The organism is Sandarakinorhabdus sp., assembly GCF_987265915.1.
This window is the reverse complement of record NZ_OZ503948.1, coordinates 1,493,080-1,514,387: the sequence shown is the minus strand read 5'-3', so window position 1 is coordinate 1,514,387 and position 21,308 is coordinate 1,493,080. Positions and strand designations below refer to the sequence as shown.

Sequence of the window (21,308 nt, the reverse complement as noted above, 5' to 3'; positions counted from 1 at the left end):
GGGGTCGCCGGGTTGAACGGCGGCCCCTTTTCCTGTTTGGATGCACCTGATGGACGAACTGTTCACCCCTGTGCCGCCGCGCCGCTGGCCGTGGATCATCGCGATCCTGGCCAGCCTGCTGTGGGCGGCCGGCATCGGGCTGGGATGGGCGGTGTACACCGGACAGTTGGCCATCGATGCCGCCGCCCTGCCGCTGGTGATTGCCGGCCTTGCGTTGCTCGCCCCGCTGGCGGTGATCTGGCTGGCCATGTTGCAGTTGCGCGATGCCGGCGCCATCGCCGCCATCCGTGCCGAGGCTGCTGAAATCCGCAGCCGGCAGGCCGCCATCGACGTGACAAACAGCGGTGAAGCCCTCGCCCGGCTGGAGGCGCAGCTCGAAACCACCGCCAACCGGCTGGCCGGCCTGGCGCGGCCGATTGCCGGCCACAGCGGCGCGCTCGATGCCGCCGCTGCCAGCCTGGACGGGGTGAACGCCCGGCTGGCCACCACGATCGCCGCCGCGGTTGCGGCCAGTGGCGATGTGGCTGGCGCTGTCCCCGCCGCCACCGCGCAAGGGCAAGCGCTGATCGATCTGCTGACCCGCGCCGACAACCAGTTGCGCGCCCAGCTCGCCGAAACCGAAACCCTGCTCGCCAGCCTCTACACCCGCGCCAGCGAGGCCGAAGCCGAAGCGCGCGCCGCCGCCGAAGCCAGCCGCAGCGGGCTGGAAGCGATGGCCGCCGCCGCTGCCCGCGCCCAGGCTGCCGTCGCCGCACCGCTCGCCGATCTGAATAGCGCGATCGACAGCGCCTTCACGCGCACCACCGGCGCCGTCGATACCACCCGCGATGCCGTGCATGTGCAAACCACCGCCCTGCTCGCCAGCCTCGATCAGGCGCGCACTACGCTCGAACATATCGGCGGCGAGGCCGCACGCGGGCTCGATGATCGGCTGGCGCAGTTGCAGGCGCTGGCCGGGCGCGTGGCCGGCGAGATCGCCGCCGCCGGGAAGAATGCGTCGGCGCTGGTCGGGGACCTAGGTGCCCGCGTCGAGGCGCTCGAACAACGGCTGGGTGCCGCCATCGCCAGCAACAGCGCCGCGCTTGGCACGCTCGATGCGCAGCTGACCAGCGCCACCGCCAGCGCCGATGCGCTGGGTACCCCGATCAGCAGCGCCACCGCCGCGCTGGCCAGCGTGCAGGCGCAGCTGGAGGCGATGGGCGCCGAGGCCGGGCAGACGCTGGCCCTGATCGATGAGCGCCTGCCGGCCAGCGCGCCGATGCTGGCGGCGTTGGGCGAGCGCCTCACGGCGCTGACCGCGCAAGCCCAGGCCCTCGCCGCGCCGGTGGAGGCCAGCGGCAACAGCATCACCGCCGCCACCGACCGGCTCAGCCTGGCCCGCGAGCTGCTCGCCGCCAGCAGCGCCGAATTGAGCGATGCCATCGCCGTCGCGCAAGACCGGTTGCGCGACATGGAAAACAGCACCAGCCGTCTGTCGCTCACCGCATCGGGCGACCTCATCGAAACCTTCGGCCGGGTGCGCGACGTGGCCCAATCCGCTGCCGGCGCCATGCGCACCGCGCTGAACGGCGTGGTGGCCGAGGCCGAAGCCGCGCTGGGCCGCGCCGCCATCGACAAGGCCGAAACCGCCTTCGCCGCGCCGATCCGCAGCCGCATCGACGAACTGGTCACCGCGCAAGCCCGCGCCGGGGATGCCGCCCAGGCCGCCGCCGAACGGGTGACGCAACGGCTGGTGGCGCTGACCCGGACGATCAGCGAGGTCGAAACCCATGTGGACGCCGTGGAAACCCGCGCCGACGTGCGGGCCCGCAACGCACTCGGCCGCCGCGCCACCATGCTGATCGACAATCTGCGGGCCAGCGCCGTGGACATGGCGCAGTTGCTGGCGTTCGACATCGACGACAAGGCCTGGACCGACTATGCCGCCGGTGACCGCAGCGCCATCGCCCGCCGCCTCGCCGCCAGCCTCGACCAAGGCGCCGGCCGCCAATTCGAGCGCCACTTCAGCCACGACAGCGAATTCCGCAACGAAGCCACCCGCTTCCTGAACGAATTCGAAGCCCTGGTCAGCGAAATCGTCCCCGACCGCGGCGGCGAAGCCCTGGGGGCAACCTTGCTGTCCTCCACCTATGGCAAACTCTATCTGGCCATCGGCCAGGCCGCAGGGCGGTTCAACTGAAGGCAGGCATCGGGGAGCGCATGATGGCACGCATATTGGTTACCGGCGCACGCCGCGGCATCGGCCGCGAGATCACGCTCACCCTGGCCCGCGCCGGGCATGACGTGGTGGCAACCATGCGCGACACCAGCGGCAGCGACCTCGCCGACATCGCCGCACAGGAAAAGCTCTCGATCAGCCTTGCGGCGCTGAATGTCGATGACGACGCCTCGGTCGCCGCGCTGTTCGCGCAGGCTGGCATGGACAGTATCGACGTGCTGATCAACAACGCCGGCATCCTGTCCATCAACGCCATGGAGGATGAATCCATCGCGATGATGCAGGCGGTGATGAACACCAATTATCTTGGCGCCGTCCGCTGCATGAAGGCGGTGGTGCCGGCGATGCGGGCGCGCGGCGAAGGGCTGATCATCAACATCTCGTCGATCGCCGGGCAAATGGCACCCTTTGCCTACAGCGCCTATGCCGCGTCGAAATTTGCGCTGGAAGCGGCAAGCGAAGTGCTGGCCCAGGAACTGGCGCCCTTCGGCGTGCGAGTCGCCCTGATCGAACCGGGGATCATCGCCACCGACATGGCCGTCGCCAATCTGCCACAGCCCCGCGCCGACAGCGCCTACCCGCACGGCCGGCGCATGGTCGCCATGAACGCCAACGCCGCCAACGGCACGCCGCCAGCCGTGGTGGCGGGCACCGTGCTCGACATCGTGGCCGGCCGCATCACCGCCTTCCGCACCCTGTGCGGCCAGGACGCCCAGATGTTCACCGCCATGCGCGGCGGCATGACCGACGAAGCCTGGATCGCCATGAGCGACACACTGGACGACGCCACCTTCTTCGCCCGCATGACCGCAGCCATGCAGGGCTGATCCGCTGGCGCGTGGCAGGGCGGGCATTGCGTCCGCCATGTCAGCCAGGACCGTTCTGACGTTGCAGAATATTGATCCCAAATCCCCCACATCGTTGCCGGCAAATGACGAACCCATCAGCGGCAGTTTTGCCAGTTTGGACGAATCCGGCGGGATACAGCCTTGTTTTCATTGCTTGTTCTCATTTCCCATCTTCGCCCGCACCAGACCACCGGACAGCGCCCTGATGACAGGCTTTGCCTGTGTAGGACAGCCGGCGCATCGCGTTGCCGGCACACGCCGCGGGCAAGATGACCAATAACATGGCGAATTTATCTTTGCTCTAGTCGCAAAGATTTTGATGGTGCAGCATTGAGTCATGATCAACTTCTGTGATGTGCCGCTTCATCGAACTTTCACTGAGATTCAGAAGGACAGTGCGATCAATGCCGAGACCGATTGGTCTCATTTCCTGTCGCGCGACCTGCAACCGGGGTGGGAGAAGGTTGAACAGCAGTGGCGCGCGGTCGTGCTGGCCGCTGCAGGTGCCGGCAAGACTCATGAGATGTTGTCCCGCGCCCGGCATTTGCGCAGCGAGGGCCAACAGGCGTTCTTCATCCGGATAGAGGATATTGAAACGCGGTTTGACCACGGCATGGATGTGGGGACTGTGGACGAGTGCAACTCTTGGCTCGCTGGTACCGACTCTGCTTGGTTCTTCCTCGACTCTGTTGATGAAGCCCGGCTGGCATCCCATCGCGCGCTGGAAAATGCGCTGAAGGCGTTTGCCAAACGGATCAAGCCCGGCCTCGCCCGCGCGCATGTCATCCTTTCTTCCCGTCCTTATGCTTGGCAGGACATGCGCGACCGGGCCTTGGTCTGGACTTCATTAGGCGGCGCTGGCGCAACCAACGCAGAAGGGGAGGTAAAGGTCTATTCGATGAACGGCTTGCGAGCAGACGATTGGCGAACCTTTGCTGCCGCTTGGCAGGTGCCGGATGCCGAAGCCATGATTACCCTGATCGAGCGGCGGAACTTGGATTTCATGGCCCGCCAACCGTTCGAGTTTAAGCTACTGGTGGACAAGTGGGATACTGACAGGGCGATAGGCAGTCGGCTTGAATTGCTGGAAAGCTTCATCGACAAGCTGTTGCGGGAGGCCGACAACGAGGCCCATGAGAAAAAGTTACCGCTGACGCTGGAAAAGGCCCGTCAGGGCGCCATGCTGCTGGCAGCAGCGATGGCCATGGGCACGCAAACCGCGATCAACGTGCCTAATGGCGGTGCCGTAGACGGCATCGATGCACGCGAAGTGCTTGGACACACTTGGACCCCAAACGAAATCATGGCCTTGCTGCAAACCGGGCTGTTTGGCGACATTCTTTATGGCCAAGTGCGCTTCCGCAAAGTGGATATGCGCCAACTGCTGGCGGCACGGTTTCTAGAAACTCAGTTGCGGCAGGGCAGCAACCGCCGAACGGTCGAAGGCTGGCTTTTCCGCGAACGCTACGGCGAACACTTTATCGCGCCGCGTCTGCGGCCTTTACTGCCATGGCTTATCCTATTTGACGATAACGTCCGCAGTCGTGCGCTGGCGATCAGCCCTGATGTCGCGATAGAGGGGGGAGACCCGGCGAGCCTTCCTCCGCTGGAACGGCAGCGGATTCTGCGAGAGACGGTGGCGCGCATCTCGACTGGCACGGATGACCGCAATGCTACCCATAATGCCGCCATCGCCAGCATTGCCCGACCTGATCTCGCCAATCTGACGGAACAACTTATAGTGGCGCACGGCGATAATGACGATGCCCTGTTCTTCTTGGGCCGGCTGGCCTGGCTGGGCGAGATAACAAGTTGTGTGCCATCGCTGATGCCAATTGCGTTGTCACCAGTACGCGGCGTTTACGCTCGCATCGCTGCTGCACGGGCGATCATGGCGTGTGGGAGTGCAATCGAGCGCGATGCCCTTTGGGATGGATTGAACGTAAGCAGCACGCCGTTGCCGCGTCGGTTGATGGCCGAGATCATTGAAGGGGGGGCACCTGATCTTGCCAACGTGGGTCGCATCGCAACAACCTTGTCGAAGCTCGATCCGCCTGCGAATTTCAACGATCAGGGTTTTTCAGAAGCATTAACGGGCTTTGTTGATCGTCTACCTATTCCATCGACGACCAATGGCGATGAAGCAATGATCGCCTTACTCCGGGTGATGCATCAGTTGCTGGGCACCGCACCCTTTGTGGAGCGTCGATATTGTGAAGTGTCAGAGGCCAATCTCTGGTTGATGGATGCTGCGCTCGGCTTAATCCATCGCTTGGTCGACGCGCGGGCGCCTTCGGCCATGCTGCCGGAAGCACTGGATGTGCTAACAAACTATCCTGCGGCACAAATGTGGGTGGCCCGGCACGGCCGCTATGACACTACCCCTTTGGCTCACGCTATCGCTGCTTGGCCAGAGCTGAATGATCGCCTGTTCTGGCACCACGCCGCACATTGGCGGGCACGGAGCGATGAACCGCTGGATGGGCCATGGCCGTTGCGGGTTCTACAAATCTTGTGGCGGTTCATACCGGATGACCTGCCGCGCGTTCTGACTTGGATGACACCCGATCAAGGCAGCGATGATCGCGGCTTGGCCACCATGCTGGCCGCCGACCTTTGCGTCGTGGCCAACCGGCCAGCCGATATGATTTCTGCGGTCGAACATGCCGTGGATGACGATTCTGCGCTGGGCGCCCGGTTGAAGCAGCGGCTGGTTCCCCCGTCCGAAGCTGAAGCAGATTCGGCCTGGCAGCGGGAAAACCGCGCCCGCGAGGCGATCCAAGCAGCGAACCGGGCGGATTGGATCAGGGCTATGCAGGCCGATCCGCAAAAAGTGAAGCTGCCAGTGGGATCCGCGCCGGGCACGTTGAGCGGTTGGCAATGGGCACTGCATGATGCAGTCCGGGAAAAGGATGAACAAAACAGCCGATGGGCGCAGCCGAAATGGCGGGTGCTGATCGATGAGTTCGGGCTGCCGGTGGCAGAGGCTTACCGCGATGCTGCAATGCAGTTTTGGCGGGACTATAAGTTGCCAGATCGTTCAGGTAGCATGCCATGTGCGACGATCTTTGCACTGACGGGTCTTGAAATCGAAGCTGCCGAAGTGGCTGAGTTTCCGCGTCACCTATCAGACTCTGAAATCAGCCTTGCGCTTAGCTATCTCAACCGAGAACTCAACGGATTTCCGCATTGGCTCGAGAAAATGTTCAATGCGCGGCCTGGTGAAGCGACCGAGCGGATAGCGTTACAGATACGCAAAGAGTGGGAAGTAGCTACCGACGCCCCCACGCGGAGTACGATTGGAGATGTAACCTATGGAGCGCCCTTCATATACTCCAGTCTGGTCGAACCACTGCTTGAACTGATGACCGCCATACCAGCTGGCAGCCAGGACCAGTTGCTCGACGGTATACGCGTCTTGCAGTCAGGTGGTGTCGCGCCAGAGGCCATAGCAGCTATTGCCGGTAGATGGGCGGAATCTGATCTCGCTCCTGGCCTAAAGACTATTTGGTACGCAGCGTGGGTGGATGTCGCACCGGGTCAGGCGCTGCCTTCATTGGAAGCTTGGCTCAACAGACTCTCAGCATCCGATGCGACTGATATTGCCATCGAGTTCATCCTGGCGCTTGCAGATCAGCGCCCAAGCCGTGGAACTTCCATACACTTCGGGAATTTCAAGCAACCGCAATTCTTGTTGCCTCTATATCAGTTGGCTTGCCAATATATACGACTCGAAGATGACATCAATCGATCCGATGGCGGTGTCTATTCACTGACGCCCCGTGACGACGCTCAACGGGCTAGGGGCTCGATACTGGAAGCGTTGGCAGACTCTCCGGGCAAACCCACATTCCTTGCACTTCTGCAATTGTCTGTCGAAACCACCGATCCGCGCCACAAGGCCTGGCTGCGACGTTTGGCCCAGCAGCGGGCGCGAAGTGACGGCGACATCGAGCCGGTTTCCAGCCAGCAGCTAGCAAGGTTGGATGCTAACGGTCTGGTGCCGCAAACCCACCGGCAACTATTCGAAGTGGCGGCGAACGGTTTGCTTGATATACGGCATTGGCTACAAGACGGCCATGACAGCCTTGCTTCAGCCTGGAGGCTGGTGCCAGACGAGACCGAAATGCGAAAGCTGGTCGCACGAGAGCTTGGCCAGCGGATCGCCGCTCAGGCAAGCGCCGCGCAAGAGCACGAAATGGCCGCTGCGGAACGCCCTGATTTATGGGTGCAAGCCTTGGGCGATGTGGCTCAGGTCCCAATCGAACTAAAGCTGTTGGACATGGATTGGACCGGGCCAAAACTGTGCGAACGGCTATTGAACCAGGTGGCCAGCAGCTACATGCGAGACCAGCGCATCCGGAACGCCGTGTATCTACTGGTATGGCAGGGGCGCGAGCGACTTGATCGCCGCTGGGAAATTGACGACAGACTTGTTGACGTAAGGGGCTTGCAGCCTGCGCTGGCGCAGTATTGGCATCAGCACTCAAGCCAGTTCCCAAACATAGATGAAATCGCCATAATTGTCATCGACCTGACGGCTCGCCTGTCTGACCCTACGGGCTGAAACCGCGTTACGCCGACCCGATGCGGTAGGCACCAGGGACATACGCTGGCACGCTCTTGGTCACCCCTTCCCAACCGCAGGCGCATACGGCCCGTGCGTGCGCCAGAAGGGCACATCGTCCAGTTCCAACCAGCCCCAGTGGTAATTGGCCAGGAACAGGGCGAACAGCAGCGCGCTGATCAGGGAGGTCCAGGCGAGTTTTTTGGCGATCATCGGGTTGGCGGGGGCGGATTGGGCCTGGCCGGGGATGTCTTGGGTGCCGGATTCTGCGTTGGTGCGCACGCCGAAGGGGAGGACGGCGAAGAGGGTGATCGTCCAGAACAGGAGATAGATGGCGAGGGCGGATTGGGGTTTCATCTAGGGTCGATTGTGGTGGGGGTTTGGCTTTGGTCGCGGCGGGCGGGACCACCCACCCCGCTCGGCTGGGGCCGAGTCGCCCTCCCTTGAAGAGAGGGAGCTTGTTGGCTTCTGTGGCGCAGGGTGCAGTCACCCTCACCCGGCGCGCTGGGGCGCGACTCGCCTCTCCCGTCAAGGGAGAGGGAATGGACGCCCAGCATCACAGGCGGAGCACCTGCACTTCGGTAACAGGCTTCTTGCCGGTCCAGTCGCGGGCGACGCGGCGGACGGCGTTGCGGATGGCGTCGGCGTAGGCTTCGGGGCGTTTGGGATCGGCCTTGGCGGCGGCTTTTTCGGCGGCTTCGGCGCATTCGGCGAGGAAATCGCCCTTGTCTTCTTCCACCGGCACGCCTTGCGCGTTCACCACCGGGGTGGTGGCGGGCAGGCCGTTGCGGCCCACCACGACGGCGACGGTGATCACGCCATATTGAGCGAGGCGGCGGCGTTCCACCATGGTGGCGCCTTCGGCCGGCAGGATGACATCGCCATCCAGCACCAGCCGCCCGGCCTTTTCATGGCTGAGCAATTTCGGCCCATCGGGCGCCAGGCGGATGGCGCTGCCGTTTACCGGCACCATCGCCTTTGGCACGCCGCATTCCAGCGCCAGCTTGGCATGTTCTTCCATGTGGCGGCGTTCGCCGTGGACGGGGATGGCCATCTGTGGCCGGATCCATTCGTACATCGCCTCCAGCTCCGGCTGACCGGGGTGGCCGGAAACGTGCACATGCGCCTGTTTTTCGGTGATCACATCGATGCCGCGCGCCGCCAGGGCATTTTGCACGCGGGCGATCGGCAGTTCGTTGCCGGGGATTTGTTTCGAGGAATAGACGACGAGATCACCCTTATCGAGCTTCAGCTTGGGGTGGGTGCCTTCGGCAATGCGGCTGAGCGCGGCCAGCGGCTCGCCCTGCGCGCCGGTGCACAGGATCAAGATCTTGTTTTTCGGCAGGCCCATCGCCTGATCCCAATCGATCGGCTGCGGCAGGTCCTTCAGGTATCCGGTGGCCTGCGCCACGCTGACGATGCGGTCCATGCTGCGCCCGGCGAGCACCAGTTCGCGACCGCACGCCTTGGCCACCTGGCCCAGCGTGGCCAGCCGCGCGGCGTTGCTGGCGAAGGTGGTGACGAGGACGCGGCCGGATTTGCGCGCCTTGATCAGGCGCATCAGGCCGTCCTTCACGTCGCTTTCGCTGCCTGACGCTTCGGGATTGAACACGTTGGTGGAATCGCCGACCATCGCCAATATGCCGCTGTCACCGATGCGGGTGAGTTCGGCGGCGGTGACGGGGTCGCCCATCATCGGCGCATCATCCAGCTTCCAATCGCCGGTGTGGAAGATGCGGCCATAGGGCGTATCGATGACGAGCGCGTTGCCTTCGGGGATGGAGTGCGCCAGCGCCACATAGGTGAGGCAGAAGGGGCCGAGCTCGACCTTGCCGCCCATGGGGATGATCTTCAGCTTGACCTCGCGGGTCAGGCCTTCTTCCTCCAGTTTCTTGGCGATCAGGCCGGCGGTGAACGGCGTGGCATAGAGCGGCACCTTCAGTTCATTGGCGAGATAGGGGATGGCGCCGATATGATCTTCGTGGCCGTGGGTGAGCACGATGCCGAGCAGATCCTTGCGGCGGTCTTCGATGAAGGACAGATCGGGCAGCACGACATCGATGCCGGGATAGCGCGCGTCACCAAAGGTCATGCCGAGATCGACCATGATCCATTTGCCGTTGGCGCCATAAAGATTGACGTTCATGCCGATTTCACCTGAACCGCCGAGCGGCAGGAAAATCAGCTCATTGCCTGGGGTCATGGTGTTTGGGTCTTTGTGTTGAGGGCATGAAGGCGGATCAGGCCGCGAATGGTCAGATCATAATCGACATGGGCTATGGCAGTGGTGTGGCGCTGGAACAAGGTGGCAAGACCGCCCGTGCCGATCACGGTGACAGGGGGCGGCATTTCCGCGGCCAGGCGCGTCACCAGCCCTTCGATCAGGCCGACATAGCCCCAGAACAGGCCGGACTGCATGGCGTGGACCGTGCCCTTGCCAATGGCGCCCTTCCCCTCCGGCGGCGGCTCGATGGCGATGCGCGGCAGTTTGGCGGCGGCCTGGTAGAGCGCGTCCATCGACAGGTTGGGCCCCGGCGCGATCGCGCCGCCCTGATAGGCGCCATCCGCCGAGACGATATCGAAGGTGGTGGCGGTGCCGAAATCGACAATGATGAGATTGCCCGGCCAGATGGCGTGGGCAGCGACGGCATTGACCAGGCGATCGGCGCCGACTTCGGCCGGGTTGGGCAGATCGATGGTGAGGCCGAGATCGATCTGGCCGACGGCGACCACCAGCGGCTCCACTGCAAAATATTTGCGGCACAGGCGCTGCAGGTTGAACAGGGTGGGCGGCACCACGGTGGAGATGATCGCGGCATCGATATGGGCGTGGCTGACGCCCTCCAGCGCGAGCAATTGGTGCAGCCACACGGCATATTCATCGGCGGTGCGATCGCCATTGGTGGAAATGCGCCAGCGGTGGACGATGGTGTCGCCCATGCACAGCGCAAACACGATATTGGTGTTGCCGACATCAATCGCGAGCAGCATGCTTCACTCCCACCATCAGATCGCGAACACCTCGCCGGCATGAATGGCGCGCAGGCTGCCATCATCCAGCCGCAGCAGCAACGCGCCATCTTCGGCCAGCCCGTCGAACCGGCCTTCGGGCGTTTCCGTGCCCAGCCGGGCGACCATGCGCTGGCCCAGGCCGCCGGCATGCGCCAGCCAGGCGGTGCGGATGGGTGCAAAGCCATCGCGCGCCCAGATCTGCCGCCAATGCGCGAAGCGGGCGGCGAGCGTTTCCAGCACGTCGAGCGGCTGCGGCACGGGCAGGCCGGCGGCGGCGAGGCTGGTGGCGGGGCGTTCGGTGCCTTCCGGGTGGTGGGCGAGGTTGATGCCGATGCCGATCACCAAGGCGCTGCCTTGGCGTTCGAGCAGGATGCCGGCGCATTTGGTGCCGTTCAGCAGGACGTCGTTCGGCCATTTGAGGGTGAACAGGTCACCTCTCCCCTCTTCGTCACCTCTCCCTTTGCGGGAGAGGTCGGACTCGCCGAAGGCGAGCCGGGAGAGGGGTTGCGCGCGTGGAAGCCCTTGGTCAGACCCCTCTCCCGGGCCGCGCTGCGCGCGTCTCTCGACCTCTCCCCAGAGGGGAGAGGTGATTGCTGTGAGGGCTTCCACCACCGCCAGCGCCGCGACGAAGCTCAGCTGCTGCACCGCTCCTTCGGCGTGCACCAGTACCGACCCCATGAAATTGCCCGCCCCATCGTTCCACACCCGCCCGCGCCGCCCGCGGCCGGCGGTCTGACGGTCGGTAATCACCCAATGGCCATCCGGCAGGGCCTGGACGCGGGCCAACAGCCAGTCGTTGGTGGAGCCGACCTCAGGCAGGTGGGTGAAATCCGGCCCCATCAAGCCGGAAACAGCGCCGCCGCTGCGCTGGCCGCCGCCGCCGCCAGCGGCGTGATCGCCAGCATGCCGATCGGCGAGCAGAACAGCGCCGCGCCAGCAATCATCATGCCATTGACCGCGCTGCCTTCGCTGGACAGGGCGACGCCAGGCTCATCGGCGTACATGATCTTGATGATGCGCAGATAGTAGAAGGCCGCCACCACCGATGCGATGAAGCCGATGATGGCCAGACCGAGCAGGCCCGACGCCATCGCCGCCTGGAACACCGCGAATTTCGGCCAGAAACCCAGCAAGGGCGGAATGCCGGCGAGGCTGAACATGAACACCGCCATGGCCAGCGCCAGCTTGGGCTGGGTTTTCGACAGGCCGGCCAGATCGGCCATGGCCTCCACCGGGCTGCCATCCGGGCGGCGCAATTGCAGCACGACGAGGAAACTGCCCAGCGTCATCGCGACATAGACGGCGGCATAGAATAGCAGCGCGGTGACGCCTGCGGGCGTGCCCGGCGTCAGGCCGACCAACGCAAAGCCGATGTTGGCAATCGACGAGTAGGCCAGCAGGCGCTTGATGTTGGTCTGCGCCACGGCCGCGACCGCGCCCAGGATCATCGAGGCGATCGAAATGAAGATCAATATCTGCTGCCAATCGGCGGCGGCCTGGCCGGGAAAGGCCACCACCAGCACGCGCACCATCAGGCCGAGCGCCGCCACCTTGGGCGCCGCCGAGAAGAACGCCGCCACCGGGGTCGGCGCGCCTTCGTACACATCGGGAGTCCACATGTGGAACGGCACCGCCGACACCTTGAAGGCGAGGCCGGCGAGGATGAACACGATACCGAACATCAGGCCCAACGACCGTTCGGTCTGCCCGCCAACGACACCGGCGATCAGATCGAACTGCGTCGATCCGGTGAAGCCATAGATCAGCGTGACGCCGTACAGCAGGATGCCGGACGCCAGCGCGCCGAGCACGAAATATTTGAGCCCGGCTTCGGCCGAGCGACTGTCGTTGCGCGCGAACGACGCCAGCACATAGGACGGCAGCGCCGCCAGTTCGAGCCCGACATAGAGGCTGAGCAGATCATTGGCCGACACCATGATGGTCAGCCCCAGCGTGGCGAGCAGCATCAGCACCGGATATTCGAAACGGCCGACAAGGCCGCCCCCGTCCCCACTGCTTCCGTCGCTGCTGCCCAGCCATGGCAGCGCCAGCAGCACCGAGGCCGCAGCGGCGGCGAGGATGATGATCTTCAGAAAGGCGGAAAACGCATCGGCGACATAGAGGCCGTCGAACGCCAAATTCGGACCGGGCGGCACATCCATCAGGCTGAACCCAGCCAGCGCCAGGATCGCCACGGCAAACAGGCTGGTGGTGGCCGTCGCCTCCGATTTCTTCGCAAAGGTGCCAAGCATCAGCGCCGCCAGGCTGCCCAGCGTCAGGATGGTTTCCGGGCCGGCGATGGCCATGGAGGTGAAGATCGGGTGCATCAGTGGTGGCTCTCTGCCGCGTGCGCCGGTGCGCTGAGCACTGGCAGCGCAGGCGACAACGTCATGTCGGTCGGCACGGTGGCCAGTTCGCGCCCTTCAAGCCGGGCGACGACCTGCGCGATGGCCGGACGCATCGGCGCCTGGAAGCTTTTCGGGTAAATGCCCATCCACAGCGTCGCGAGGATGATCGGGGCAAGGATGGCAACTTCGCGCAGGCTCAGGTCCGGCATGGCCCGCGTGTCCTCACCGGCGGCCTTGCCATACGCGACGCGGGCATAGAGCCACAGCATATAGGCCGCGCCCAGGATGATGCCGGTGGTCATCACGAAGGTCGCCCAGGTGCTCGTCTGATAGAGGCCGATCAGTACCAGGAATTCCGCAACAAAGCCCGACGTCGCCGGCAGGCCGACGCTGGCCATGGTGAAGAACAGCAGCACCAGCGCATATTTCGGCATGGTATCGGCGAGGCCACCGTAACGCCCGATCTCGCGGGTGTGCAGCCGATCATAGATGACGCCGACACACAGGAAGAGCGCGCCCGACACGAGGCCATGGCTGAGCATCATCACCATCGCGCCTTCGATGCCTTGCGTATTGAGCGCGAACAGCCCGCCGGTGACGAACGCCATGTGGGCGACCGACGAATAGGCGATCAGCTTCTTCATGTCCTGCTGCACCAGCGCGACCAGCGAGGTGTAGACCACCGCGACCATCGACAGGCCGAACACCAGCCAGATCAGTTGCGCGCTGGCATCGGGGAACATCGGCAGGCTGAACCGGATGAAGCCATAGCCGCCCAGTTTCAACAGCACGCCGGCCAGGATCACCGAACCGGCGGTCGGCGCCTCCACGTGGGCATCGGGCAGCCAGGTGTGCACCGGCCACATCGGCATCTTCACGGCGAAACTGGCGAAGAAGGCGAGGAACAGCCAGAATTGCGCATCCTTGGGGAAATTCTGGCGGCTGAGTTCGGCGATGTCGGTGGTGCCGGCCTGGCCGACCATCCACAGCATCGCCACCAGCATCAGCACCGAGCCCAGCAGCGTGTAGAGGAAGAATTTGTAGGAGGCATAGATGCGCCGCGCACCGCCCCAGATGCCGATGATCAGGAACATCGGGATCAGGCCGCCTTCGAAGAACAGATAGAAGAGGAAGATATCGCGCGCCGCGAAGGTGCCGATCATCAGCGCCTCCATGAACAGGAAGGCCGCCATATATTCCGGCACGCGTTTCTTCACACTCACCCAACTGGCGAGGATGCACAGCGGCATCAGGAAGACGCTGAGCTCGATCAGCATCAGCGCGATGCCATCCAGCCCCAGCGACCAGTTCAGATAGGGCGCGAACAGCGGCAGGTCTTCGGTGAACTGGAAGGCTGCCGTGGTCTGATCGAACTGCGTCCACAGCCAGACGCCGGCGGCGAACTCGATCAGCGTTGTGGCCAGCGCAACAACGCGGGCGCGGCTGGCGCGTTCCGCCTCGTCGCCGGGCAGCGTCGCCACCACCAGCGCCGCCACCACCGGCAGCAGGATCATGATCGAAAGCACAGGCGTCATTGGCCCATCATCCAGGCAGCCGCGGCGGCCAGGCCGACCAGCATCACCAGCGCATAAGAATAGACATAGCCCGACTGGAACCGCCGGGCGAGGCCGGCGCCCACGGTGACGAGTTCGGCGGCGCCATCCGGGCCGAAGCGATCGATGGTCTGCTGATCCCCGCGATGCCAGAACTGCCGCCCAAGCCACTGCGCCGGCTGCACGAAGATGGCATTGTACAGTTCATCGAAATACCATTTGTGCACCAGGAACTGGTACAGGCCGGCCAATTCGCGCGACCACCAGGCTGGCAGCTCGGGATGGCGGATATAATAATAATAGGCCGAGAGCAGCCCGACAAAGAACGCCACAGATGGCGTCCACACCACCCAGGCCGGCACCTCGTGCATCGCGTGCATCAGGTGCGTGTCGAACGCCAGGCTGCCGCGCCAGAAGCCGGCGCCCTCTTCGGCGCCAACGAACTGTTCATGCCAGACCCAGCCAGCCAGCAGCGCGCCGGCGCCCAGCACGAACAGCGGGATCAACATGGAGATCGGGCTTTCGTGCGGGTGATAGCCGGCGGTGCCGTCATCCTTGGCGTGGTGGTGGTCCGCATGGTGATCGCCGTGATGCGCATCATGGCCATGACCATGCGCGGCATGTTGGATATGCTCGCTGCCCGCCCAGCGCGGCTTGCCGAAGAAGGTGAGGAACACCAGCCGCCACGAATAGAAACTGGTCAGCGCCGCCACCACCGCGCCGATCGCAAAGGCATAGCCGCCATGCACGGTACGGCTGGCAAAGGCCGCCTCCAGGATGGCATCCTTGGAATAATAGCCGGCGGTGAAGAAGAAGCCGGTAAGGGCCAGCGTGCCGATGGTCATCATCGCGAAGGTGATCGGGATATGCTTCCTGAGCCCACCATAGAACCGCATGTCCTGCTCATGGTGCATGGCGTGGATCACGCTGCCAGCGCCCAGGAACAGCAAGGCCTTGAAGAAGGCATGCGTGAACAGGTGGAACATCGCCGCGCCATAGGCACCGCTGCCGGCGGCGAAGAACATGTAGCCGAGCTGCGAACAGGTGGAATAGGCGATCACCCGCTTGATATCATTCTGCACCATGCCGACGCTGGCCGCGAACAGCGATGTGCTGGCGCCCACGATCGTCACCACCATCAGCGCGGTTTCGCTGGCTTCGAACATCGGCGACAGGCGGCAGACCATGAACACGCCGGCGGTCACCATGGTGGCGGCGTGGATCAGCGCCGACACCGGCGTCGGCCCTTCCATCGCGTCGGGCAGCCAGGTGTGCAGGCCCAATTGCGCGGATTTGCCCATGGCTCCCACGAACAGCAGCAGGCACAGGCAGGTCATCACATCCACCTGGGACCCCAGGAAGCTGAACGTCTGCCCGCTGTGCTGTGGCACGGCGGCGAGAATGGCATCGATGGAGACGGTGCCGAACACCAGGAAGGTGCCGAAAATCCCGAGTGAAAAGCCGAAATCCCCGACACGGTTGACCACGAACGCCTTGATCGCCGCGGCGTTGGCCGACGGCTTGGTGTACCAGAAGCCGATGAGCAGATAGGAGGCGAGGCCGACGCCTTCCCAGCCGAAGAACATCTGCACCAGATTGTCCGCGGTCACCAGCATCAGCATGGCGAAGGTGAATAGCGACAGATAGGCGAAGAACCGGCTCTGCGACGGGTCCTCCTCCATATAGCCCCAGCTGTAGAGGTGAACGAGCGCCGAGACGCTGGTGACGACGACCAGCATGACAGCGGTGAGCGTATCGACCTTCAGCGCCCAGGTGACGTGCAGGGCGCCGCTGTCGATCCAGTCGAGCACCGGCACGGTGTAGCCGGCGGCGCCGTCCAGCCAGAAGCCGGTGAAAATAACCCAGGCCAACGCGGCCGAGACGAACAGCCCGCCGGTGGTGATGGCCTTTGCCACCGTGTGGCCGATGGCACGCCCGCCCAGCCCGGCGACAAGCGCGGTGAGCAAGGGCAGGAAGACGAGGAGCTGAATCATCGCTCAGCCCTTCATCAGATCGGCTTGATCCACCGCCACGGTGCCGCGATTGCGGAAATAGATGACCAATATGGCAAGGCCAATGGCGGCTTCACCGGCCGCGACGGTCAGCACGAACATCGCGAAAATCTGGCCGTGCACCTGGTGCAGGAAGGCCGAGAAGGCGACGAGGTTGATGTTGACGCTGAGCAGAATCAATTCGAGCGACATCAGGATGATGATGATGTTGCGGCGGTTGAGGAAAATCCCGAACACGCCCAGCACGAACAGCGCCGCCGACACGGCGAGATAATGGCCCAGAGTGATACTGCTTCCGATCACAATTTCACCCCTTCGCCCAAGCCGGGCCGCGCGCCCTGCACGGTGCCGGACGTGCGCGCAACCTGCACGGCGATATCCTGTTTCCTGGTGCCAACGCGGCGGCGATGAGTCAGCACGATGGCGCCGATCATCGCGGCGAGCAGGATCAGGCCGGACATCGAGAACACGAACACATAGCGCGTGTAGAGCTGGCTGCCGATCCACTGGGTGTTGCTCATGCCCGGTGGCGGGCCGGCCAGCGCCTCGTGGATGATCACCCCCTGCCCGGCCTGCCAGCCGCTGGCGACCAGCAAGGTTTCGACCAGGATCACCCCGGCGACGAACAGGCCGAGCGGCAAATTCTGCAAAGTGCCGCGCCGCAGCGCCCGAAAATCGATATCGAGCATCATCACGACGAACAGGAACAGCACCGCGACGGCGCCGACATAGACGATCACCAGCAGCATCGCGAGGAACTCAGCGCCGAGCAGGATAAACAGTCCGGCCGCGTTGAAGAAACACACGATCAGCCACAGCACGCTGTGCACAGGGTTTTTCGAGGTTATCACCATCAGCCCGCCGGTGAGCAGGGTGATGGCGAACAGCCAGAACGCAAAGGTGGCGGTCATGTCAGCGCCACTCGCGGTCGGCGGCGATGTTGCTGGCGATGGCGCGTTCCCATTTCTCGCCGTTGGCCAGCAATTTGCCCTTGTCGTAGATCAGTTCTTCGCGGGTTTCGGTGGCGAATTCGAAATTCGGCGTTTCGACGATGGCATCGACCGGGCAGGCTTCCTGGCACAGGCCGCAATAGATGCACTTGGTCATGTCGATGTCATAGCGCGTGGTGCGGCGGCTGCCGTCTTCGCGCGGTTCGGCTTCGATGGTGATGGCCTGCGCCGGGCAGACGGCTTCGCACAATTTGCAGGCGATGCAGCGTTCCTCGCCGTTGGGATAGCGGCGCAACGCATGTTCGCCGCGGAAGCGCGGGGACACCGGGCCTTTTTCGAACGGATAGTTCAAAGTCACCTTGGGCCGGAAGAAATAGCGCAAGGTCAGCCACATGCCGGAGACAAACTCCAGCAGCAGCAGTGACTTGGCGGAGCGGAGCAGCGCGGTCATGCTTGTTTCCGGGGCAAGGCGTTCAGGAAACACATCAGCACCACCACCATGACACTCAAGGATGTGGCCGGCAGCGCATCGGCAAACGCCACATCGGCAACAGCCGCATAAACCAACCGGGCCGCCAGCCACACAACAACCGACAGCGCCAGCATGCCGGCAAAGCGGGTCAAGACCGGGCGCACCGCCGTCACAGCGTCACGCTGCCCGGCACGGCATCGAAATGCCCGGTGAACATCAGCCAGCCGCTGACCACCACCACCCAGAACAGCGACAGCGGCAGGAATATTTTCCAGCCCAGCCGCATCAGCTGGTCATAGCGATAGCGCGGTACGCTGGCCTTCACCCAGGCGAAGATGAAGAACATCAGCGCCATCTTGACGAGGAACCAGACAAAGCCGGGGATCACATAGAGGAACGGCAGATCGAGCGGTGGCAGCCAACCGCCGAGGAACAGCGTCGGGATCAGCGCGCACATGAAGAGAATGTTGGCGTATTCGCCGAGGAAGAAGAGCGCGAACGACATGGACGAATATTCGACCTGATAGCCCGCCACCAGTTCGGCTTCGGCTTCGGGGAGATCGAACGGCGGCCGGTTGGTTTCGGCCAGCGCCGTGATGAAGAACATGATGCCCATCGGGAACAGCAACGGATTGAAGATATTGCCGTTGAGCAGCCCCAGCACATTGCCCTTCTGCGCCAGCACGATGTCCGACAGGTTCAGGCTTTGCGCGTACATCATGATGGAAACCAGGATGAAGCCCATCGACACTTCATAGCTGACCATCTGCGCCGCCGAGCGCAGCCCGCCCAGAAACGCATATTTGCTGTTGGACGCCCAGCCCGACATGATGATGCCGTAGACGCCCATCGAGCTGACCGCGAATACATAGAGCAGCCCGACATTCAGATCGGCCAGCACCAGCCCGGCATCGAACGGCATCACCGCCCACACCACCAGCGCCAGCGTGAAGCTGATCATCGGCGCCAGCAGGAACACCGCCGTCGAGGCGCCGCTGGGGATGATGGTTTCCTTCAGGAACAATTTCGCCGCGTCGGCAAACGTCTGCAGGATGCCGAACGGCCCGACGACGTTGGGCCCGCGCCGCATCTGCATCGCCGCCCAGATTTTGCGATCGGCATAAACCGCCAGCGCCACGCCGACCATCACCGGAAAGGCGATGGCGAGGATCAGCGTCAGGTTGGCGAGGAACCAGCCGAAGCCTTCGCCGAACTGCGCGATGAACCAGCCGGTGTAAGTCACTCGGCCGCCTCCACCATATCCGGCGCCAGCAAGGACGACACACACGCTGCCATGGTGCCACTGGCGCGGGCCACCGGGTTGGTCAGGTGATAATTGCTGTAGATGTGCGGCACCGGTCCAGCGATTGCGGTCGTCGCCACCTCACCCAGCACGCTGGCCCGGTCGATCAGGCCATCGCGGGCCAGATCGGGCCATTCGGCGGCAATCCGCGCCCGCAGTTGCGCCAGATCATCATAGGGCAATTTCACGCCAAGCACCGAGGACAGCGCGCGGAAGATCGTCCAATCCTCGCGCGCTTCGCCGGGCGGCTGCGTCGCCTTCAGCGCCCGCTGCACGCGGCCTTCCAGATTGACATAAGTGCCGGGCTTTTCGGTGTAAGCCGCCGCCGGCAGGATCACGTCGGCATGGCGCACGCCCTTGTCGCCATGCGTACCGATATAGATGGTGAAGGCACCGGGTTGCACTGGCGCCTCGTCTGCCCCCAGCAGGAACAACACCTTGACGCTGCCATCGCCGAGCAGGGCCTTCACCCCACCCTCGCTGGCCAGCCCCAGCCGCAGGCCGCCCGCCCGCGCTGCCGCCGTGTGCACCAGATTGAACCCGTTCCAGCCCGGCTTCACCACGCCCAGTCGGGTCGCAGCCGCACGCGCCGCCACATAGAGGCCGGGCACGGTCAGCGCGCCCATGCCGATGAGGATCGCCGGCCGCTCCGCCTTGGCAAACGCCTCCACCACCGCTGCCGGCAGATCGCCGAGCAGCGCCGCATCATCGCCCAATTGCGTCACCGGGAACGACAGATCGACCTCTGGCCCGATCGCGAACGCCTTGGCGCCGCCCTTCTTCACCGCCTTGCGCAACCGCACATTGAGCAGTGCCGCCTCGTGGCGCGGATTGGTGCCGATCAGCAAAATCGCATCCGCTGCCTCGATGCCCGACAGGCCGCTGCCCAGCAGCCAACCCGCAGGTTCGGACGTGTCGAACAGCGCGCCATCCTGCCGGCATTCGATCCGGGTCGAACCAAGGCGGCCAAGCAGATCCTTGAACGCCGCCATTTCCTCGACAGCGTTCAGATCGCCGACCACGCCGGCAATCTGGTCACCGCTCAAGCCCTGCAGGCCAGCGGCAATCGCCGCAAAGGCTTCGGCCCACGTCGCCTTGCGCAATTTGCCATCAACCCGCAGCCACGGCGTATCGAGCCTGCGCTCCGACAGGCCATCCACGGCAAAGCGGCTCTTGTCGGCCAGCCATTCCTCGTTGACGTCATCATTGCTGCGCGGCGTCACCCGCAGCACCGCTGCGCCGCGACTGCCGACGACGATGTTGCTGCCGATGGCATCCATCACGTCGATCGAATCGGTCTTCTTCAGCTCCCACGGCCGCGCCTGAAAGGCATAGGGCTTGGAGGTGAGCGCGCCCACAGGGCACAGATCGATGACATTGCCCGACACTTCGGACGTGACGGCCTTTTCCAGATACGACGTGATCTGCATCGATTCACCACGGCCGATGGCACCGATCTCCTCGACGCCGGCAACTTCCTCGGCAAAACGCACGCAACGGGTGCAGTGGATGCAACGGGTCATCACCGTCTTGATCAGCGGACCCATATATTTGTCGGTCACCGCCCGCTTGTTCTCGTCATAACGATTCTGGCCGCGGCCATAGGCCAGCGCCTGATCCTGCAAATCGCACTCGCCGCCCTGATCACAGATCGGGCAATCGAGCGGGTGGTTGATCAGCAGGAATTCCATCACGCCTTCACGGGCGCGCTTCACCTTTTCGGACTTCGTGTGGATCACCTGGCCATCGGCGGCCGGCATGGCGCAGCTCGCCACCGGCTTGGGGGCCTTTTCCATCTCGACCAGGCACATGCGGCAATTGCCGGCGATCGACAGGCGTTCATGATAACAGAATCGCGGGATTTCGGCGCCGGCGATCTCGCACGCCTGCAGCACGGTGGCGCCCGTGGGCACTTCCACCTCGATCCCATCGACGGTCAACCTGGGCATGGCTCGATCAATCCTGCCGCATGTGCGGGCAACTGGCTCGGCCGAGCGCGGGCCGCACGTGCATAAAGCTGACTTC

16 protein-coding genes are annotated in these 21,308 nt (G+C 63.9%); 3 read left to right on the top strand and 13 right to left on the bottom strand.

The window, feature by feature from the left end:
• Positions 1 to 49 precede the first annotated feature (49 nt).
• The 3 genes from AC6UUM_RS07350 (at position 50) to hyoA (ending at position 7,633) form a co-directional block, all read left to right on the top strand.
• On the top strand, positions 50 to 2,179 hold the full coding sequence (locus AC6UUM_RS07350; protein ID WP_500804674.1) for a hypothetical protein: 2,130 nt from the start codon (positions 50 to 52) through the stop codon (positions 2,177 to 2,179).
• Between the two features lie 20 nt (positions 2,180 to 2,199).
• Positions 2,200 to 3,045 carry an SDR family NAD(P)-dependent oxidoreductase gene (locus AC6UUM_RS07345; RefSeq protein ID WP_500804673.1) on the top strand — a complete coding sequence of 282 codons (846 nt, stop codon included), beginning with the start codon at positions 2,200 to 2,202 and terminating at the stop codon, positions 3,043 to 3,045.
• Positions 3,046 to 3,403: 358 nt separating this feature from the next.
• Complete coding sequence (gene hyoA, locus AC6UUM_RS07340; RefSeq protein ID WP_500804672.1) at positions 3,404 to 7,633, top strand: NACHT domain-containing antiphage protein HyoA; 4,230 nt, start codon at positions 3,404 to 3,406, stop codon at positions 7,631 to 7,633.
• Positions 7,634 to 7,693: 60 nt separating this feature from the next.
• On the opposite strand, the gene AC6UUM_RS07335 is transcribed toward hyoA, so the two are convergent.
• The 13 genes from AC6UUM_RS07335 to nuoG all read right to left on the bottom strand — a co-directional run bounded on the left by AC6UUM_RS07335 (position 7,694) and on the right by nuoG (position 21,232).
• Positions 7,694 to 7,990 carry a DUF1467 family protein gene (locus AC6UUM_RS07335; RefSeq protein ID WP_500804671.1) on the bottom strand — a complete coding sequence of 99 codons (297 nt, stop codon included), beginning with the start codon at positions 7,988 to 7,990 and terminating at the stop codon, positions 7,694 to 7,696.
• Between the two features lie 199 nt (positions 7,991 to 8,189).
• Positions 8,190 to 9,836: a ribonuclease J gene (locus AC6UUM_RS07330; protein WP_500804670.1), complete on the bottom strand. Its 1,647-nt coding sequence runs from the start codon at positions 9,834 to 9,836 to the stop codon at positions 8,190 to 8,192.
• Positions 9,833 to 10,624, bottom strand: a complete 792-nt coding sequence (locus AC6UUM_RS07325) for a type III pantothenate kinase (RefSeq protein ID WP_500804669.1) — start codon at positions 10,622 to 10,624, stop codon at positions 9,833 to 9,835. The genes AC6UUM_RS07330 and AC6UUM_RS07325 overlap by 4 nt, the downstream gene beginning before the upstream one ends.
• Before the next feature lie 15 nt (positions 10,625 to 10,639).
• Positions 10,640 to 11,485, bottom strand: coding sequence for a biotin--[acetyl-CoA-carboxylase] ligase (locus AC6UUM_RS07320; protein ID WP_500804668.1), 846 nt, complete (start codon positions 11,483 to 11,485; stop codon positions 10,640 to 10,642).
• Entirely contained in the window at positions 11,485 to 12,972 is a 1,488-nt protein-coding gene (gene nuoN, locus AC6UUM_RS07315; RefSeq protein WP_500804667.1) for an NADH-quinone oxidoreductase subunit NuoN, read from the bottom strand. The genes AC6UUM_RS07320 and nuoN overlap by 1 nt, the downstream gene beginning before the upstream one ends.
• On the bottom strand, positions 12,972 to 14,528 hold the full coding sequence (locus AC6UUM_RS07310; protein WP_500804666.1) for an NADH-quinone oxidoreductase subunit M: 1,557 nt from the start codon (positions 14,526 to 14,528) through the stop codon (positions 12,972 to 12,974). Before AC6UUM_RS07310 ends, nuoN begins: the two co-directional genes overlap by 1 nt.
• Complete coding sequence (nuoL, locus tag AC6UUM_RS07305) at positions 14,525 to 16,540, bottom strand: NADH-quinone oxidoreductase subunit L (RefSeq protein WP_500804665.1); 2,016 nt, start codon at positions 16,538 to 16,540, stop codon at positions 14,525 to 14,527. The genes AC6UUM_RS07310 and nuoL overlap by 4 nt, the downstream gene beginning before the upstream one ends.
• 3 nt (positions 16,541 to 16,543) lie before the next feature.
• Entirely contained in the window at positions 16,544 to 16,846 is a 303-nt protein-coding gene (gene nuoK, locus AC6UUM_RS07300) for an NADH-quinone oxidoreductase subunit NuoK (RefSeq protein WP_500804927.1), read from the bottom strand.
• A gap of 11 nt (positions 16,847 to 16,857) precedes the next feature.
• A complete protein-coding gene (locus tag AC6UUM_RS07295) occupies positions 16,858 to 17,469 on the bottom strand; it encodes an NADH-quinone oxidoreductase subunit J (RefSeq protein WP_500804664.1) in 612 nt (203 codons plus the stop codon).
• Position 17,470: 1 nt separating this feature from the next.
• Positions 17,471 to 17,959, bottom strand: coding sequence for an NADH-quinone oxidoreductase subunit NuoI (gene nuoI, locus AC6UUM_RS07290; protein WP_500804663.1), 489 nt, complete (start codon positions 17,957 to 17,959; stop codon positions 17,471 to 17,473).
• Positions 17,956 to 18,153, bottom strand: coding sequence for a hypothetical protein (locus tag AC6UUM_RS07285; protein WP_500804662.1), 198 nt, complete (start codon positions 18,151 to 18,153; stop codon positions 17,956 to 17,958). The genes nuoI and AC6UUM_RS07285 overlap by 4 nt, the downstream gene beginning before the upstream one ends.
• Complete coding sequence (nuoH, locus tag AC6UUM_RS07280; protein WP_500804661.1) at positions 18,150 to 19,223, bottom strand: NADH-quinone oxidoreductase subunit NuoH; 1,074 nt, start codon at positions 19,221 to 19,223, stop codon at positions 18,150 to 18,152. The genes AC6UUM_RS07285 and nuoH overlap by 4 nt, the downstream gene beginning before the upstream one ends.
• Positions 19,220 to 21,232: an NADH-quinone oxidoreductase subunit NuoG gene (gene nuoG, locus AC6UUM_RS07275; protein WP_500804660.1), complete on the bottom strand. Its 2,013-nt coding sequence runs from the start codon at positions 21,230 to 21,232 to the stop codon at positions 19,220 to 19,222. Before nuoG ends, nuoH begins: the two co-directional genes overlap by 4 nt.
• Positions 21,233 to 21,308: the final 76 nt, after the last annotated feature.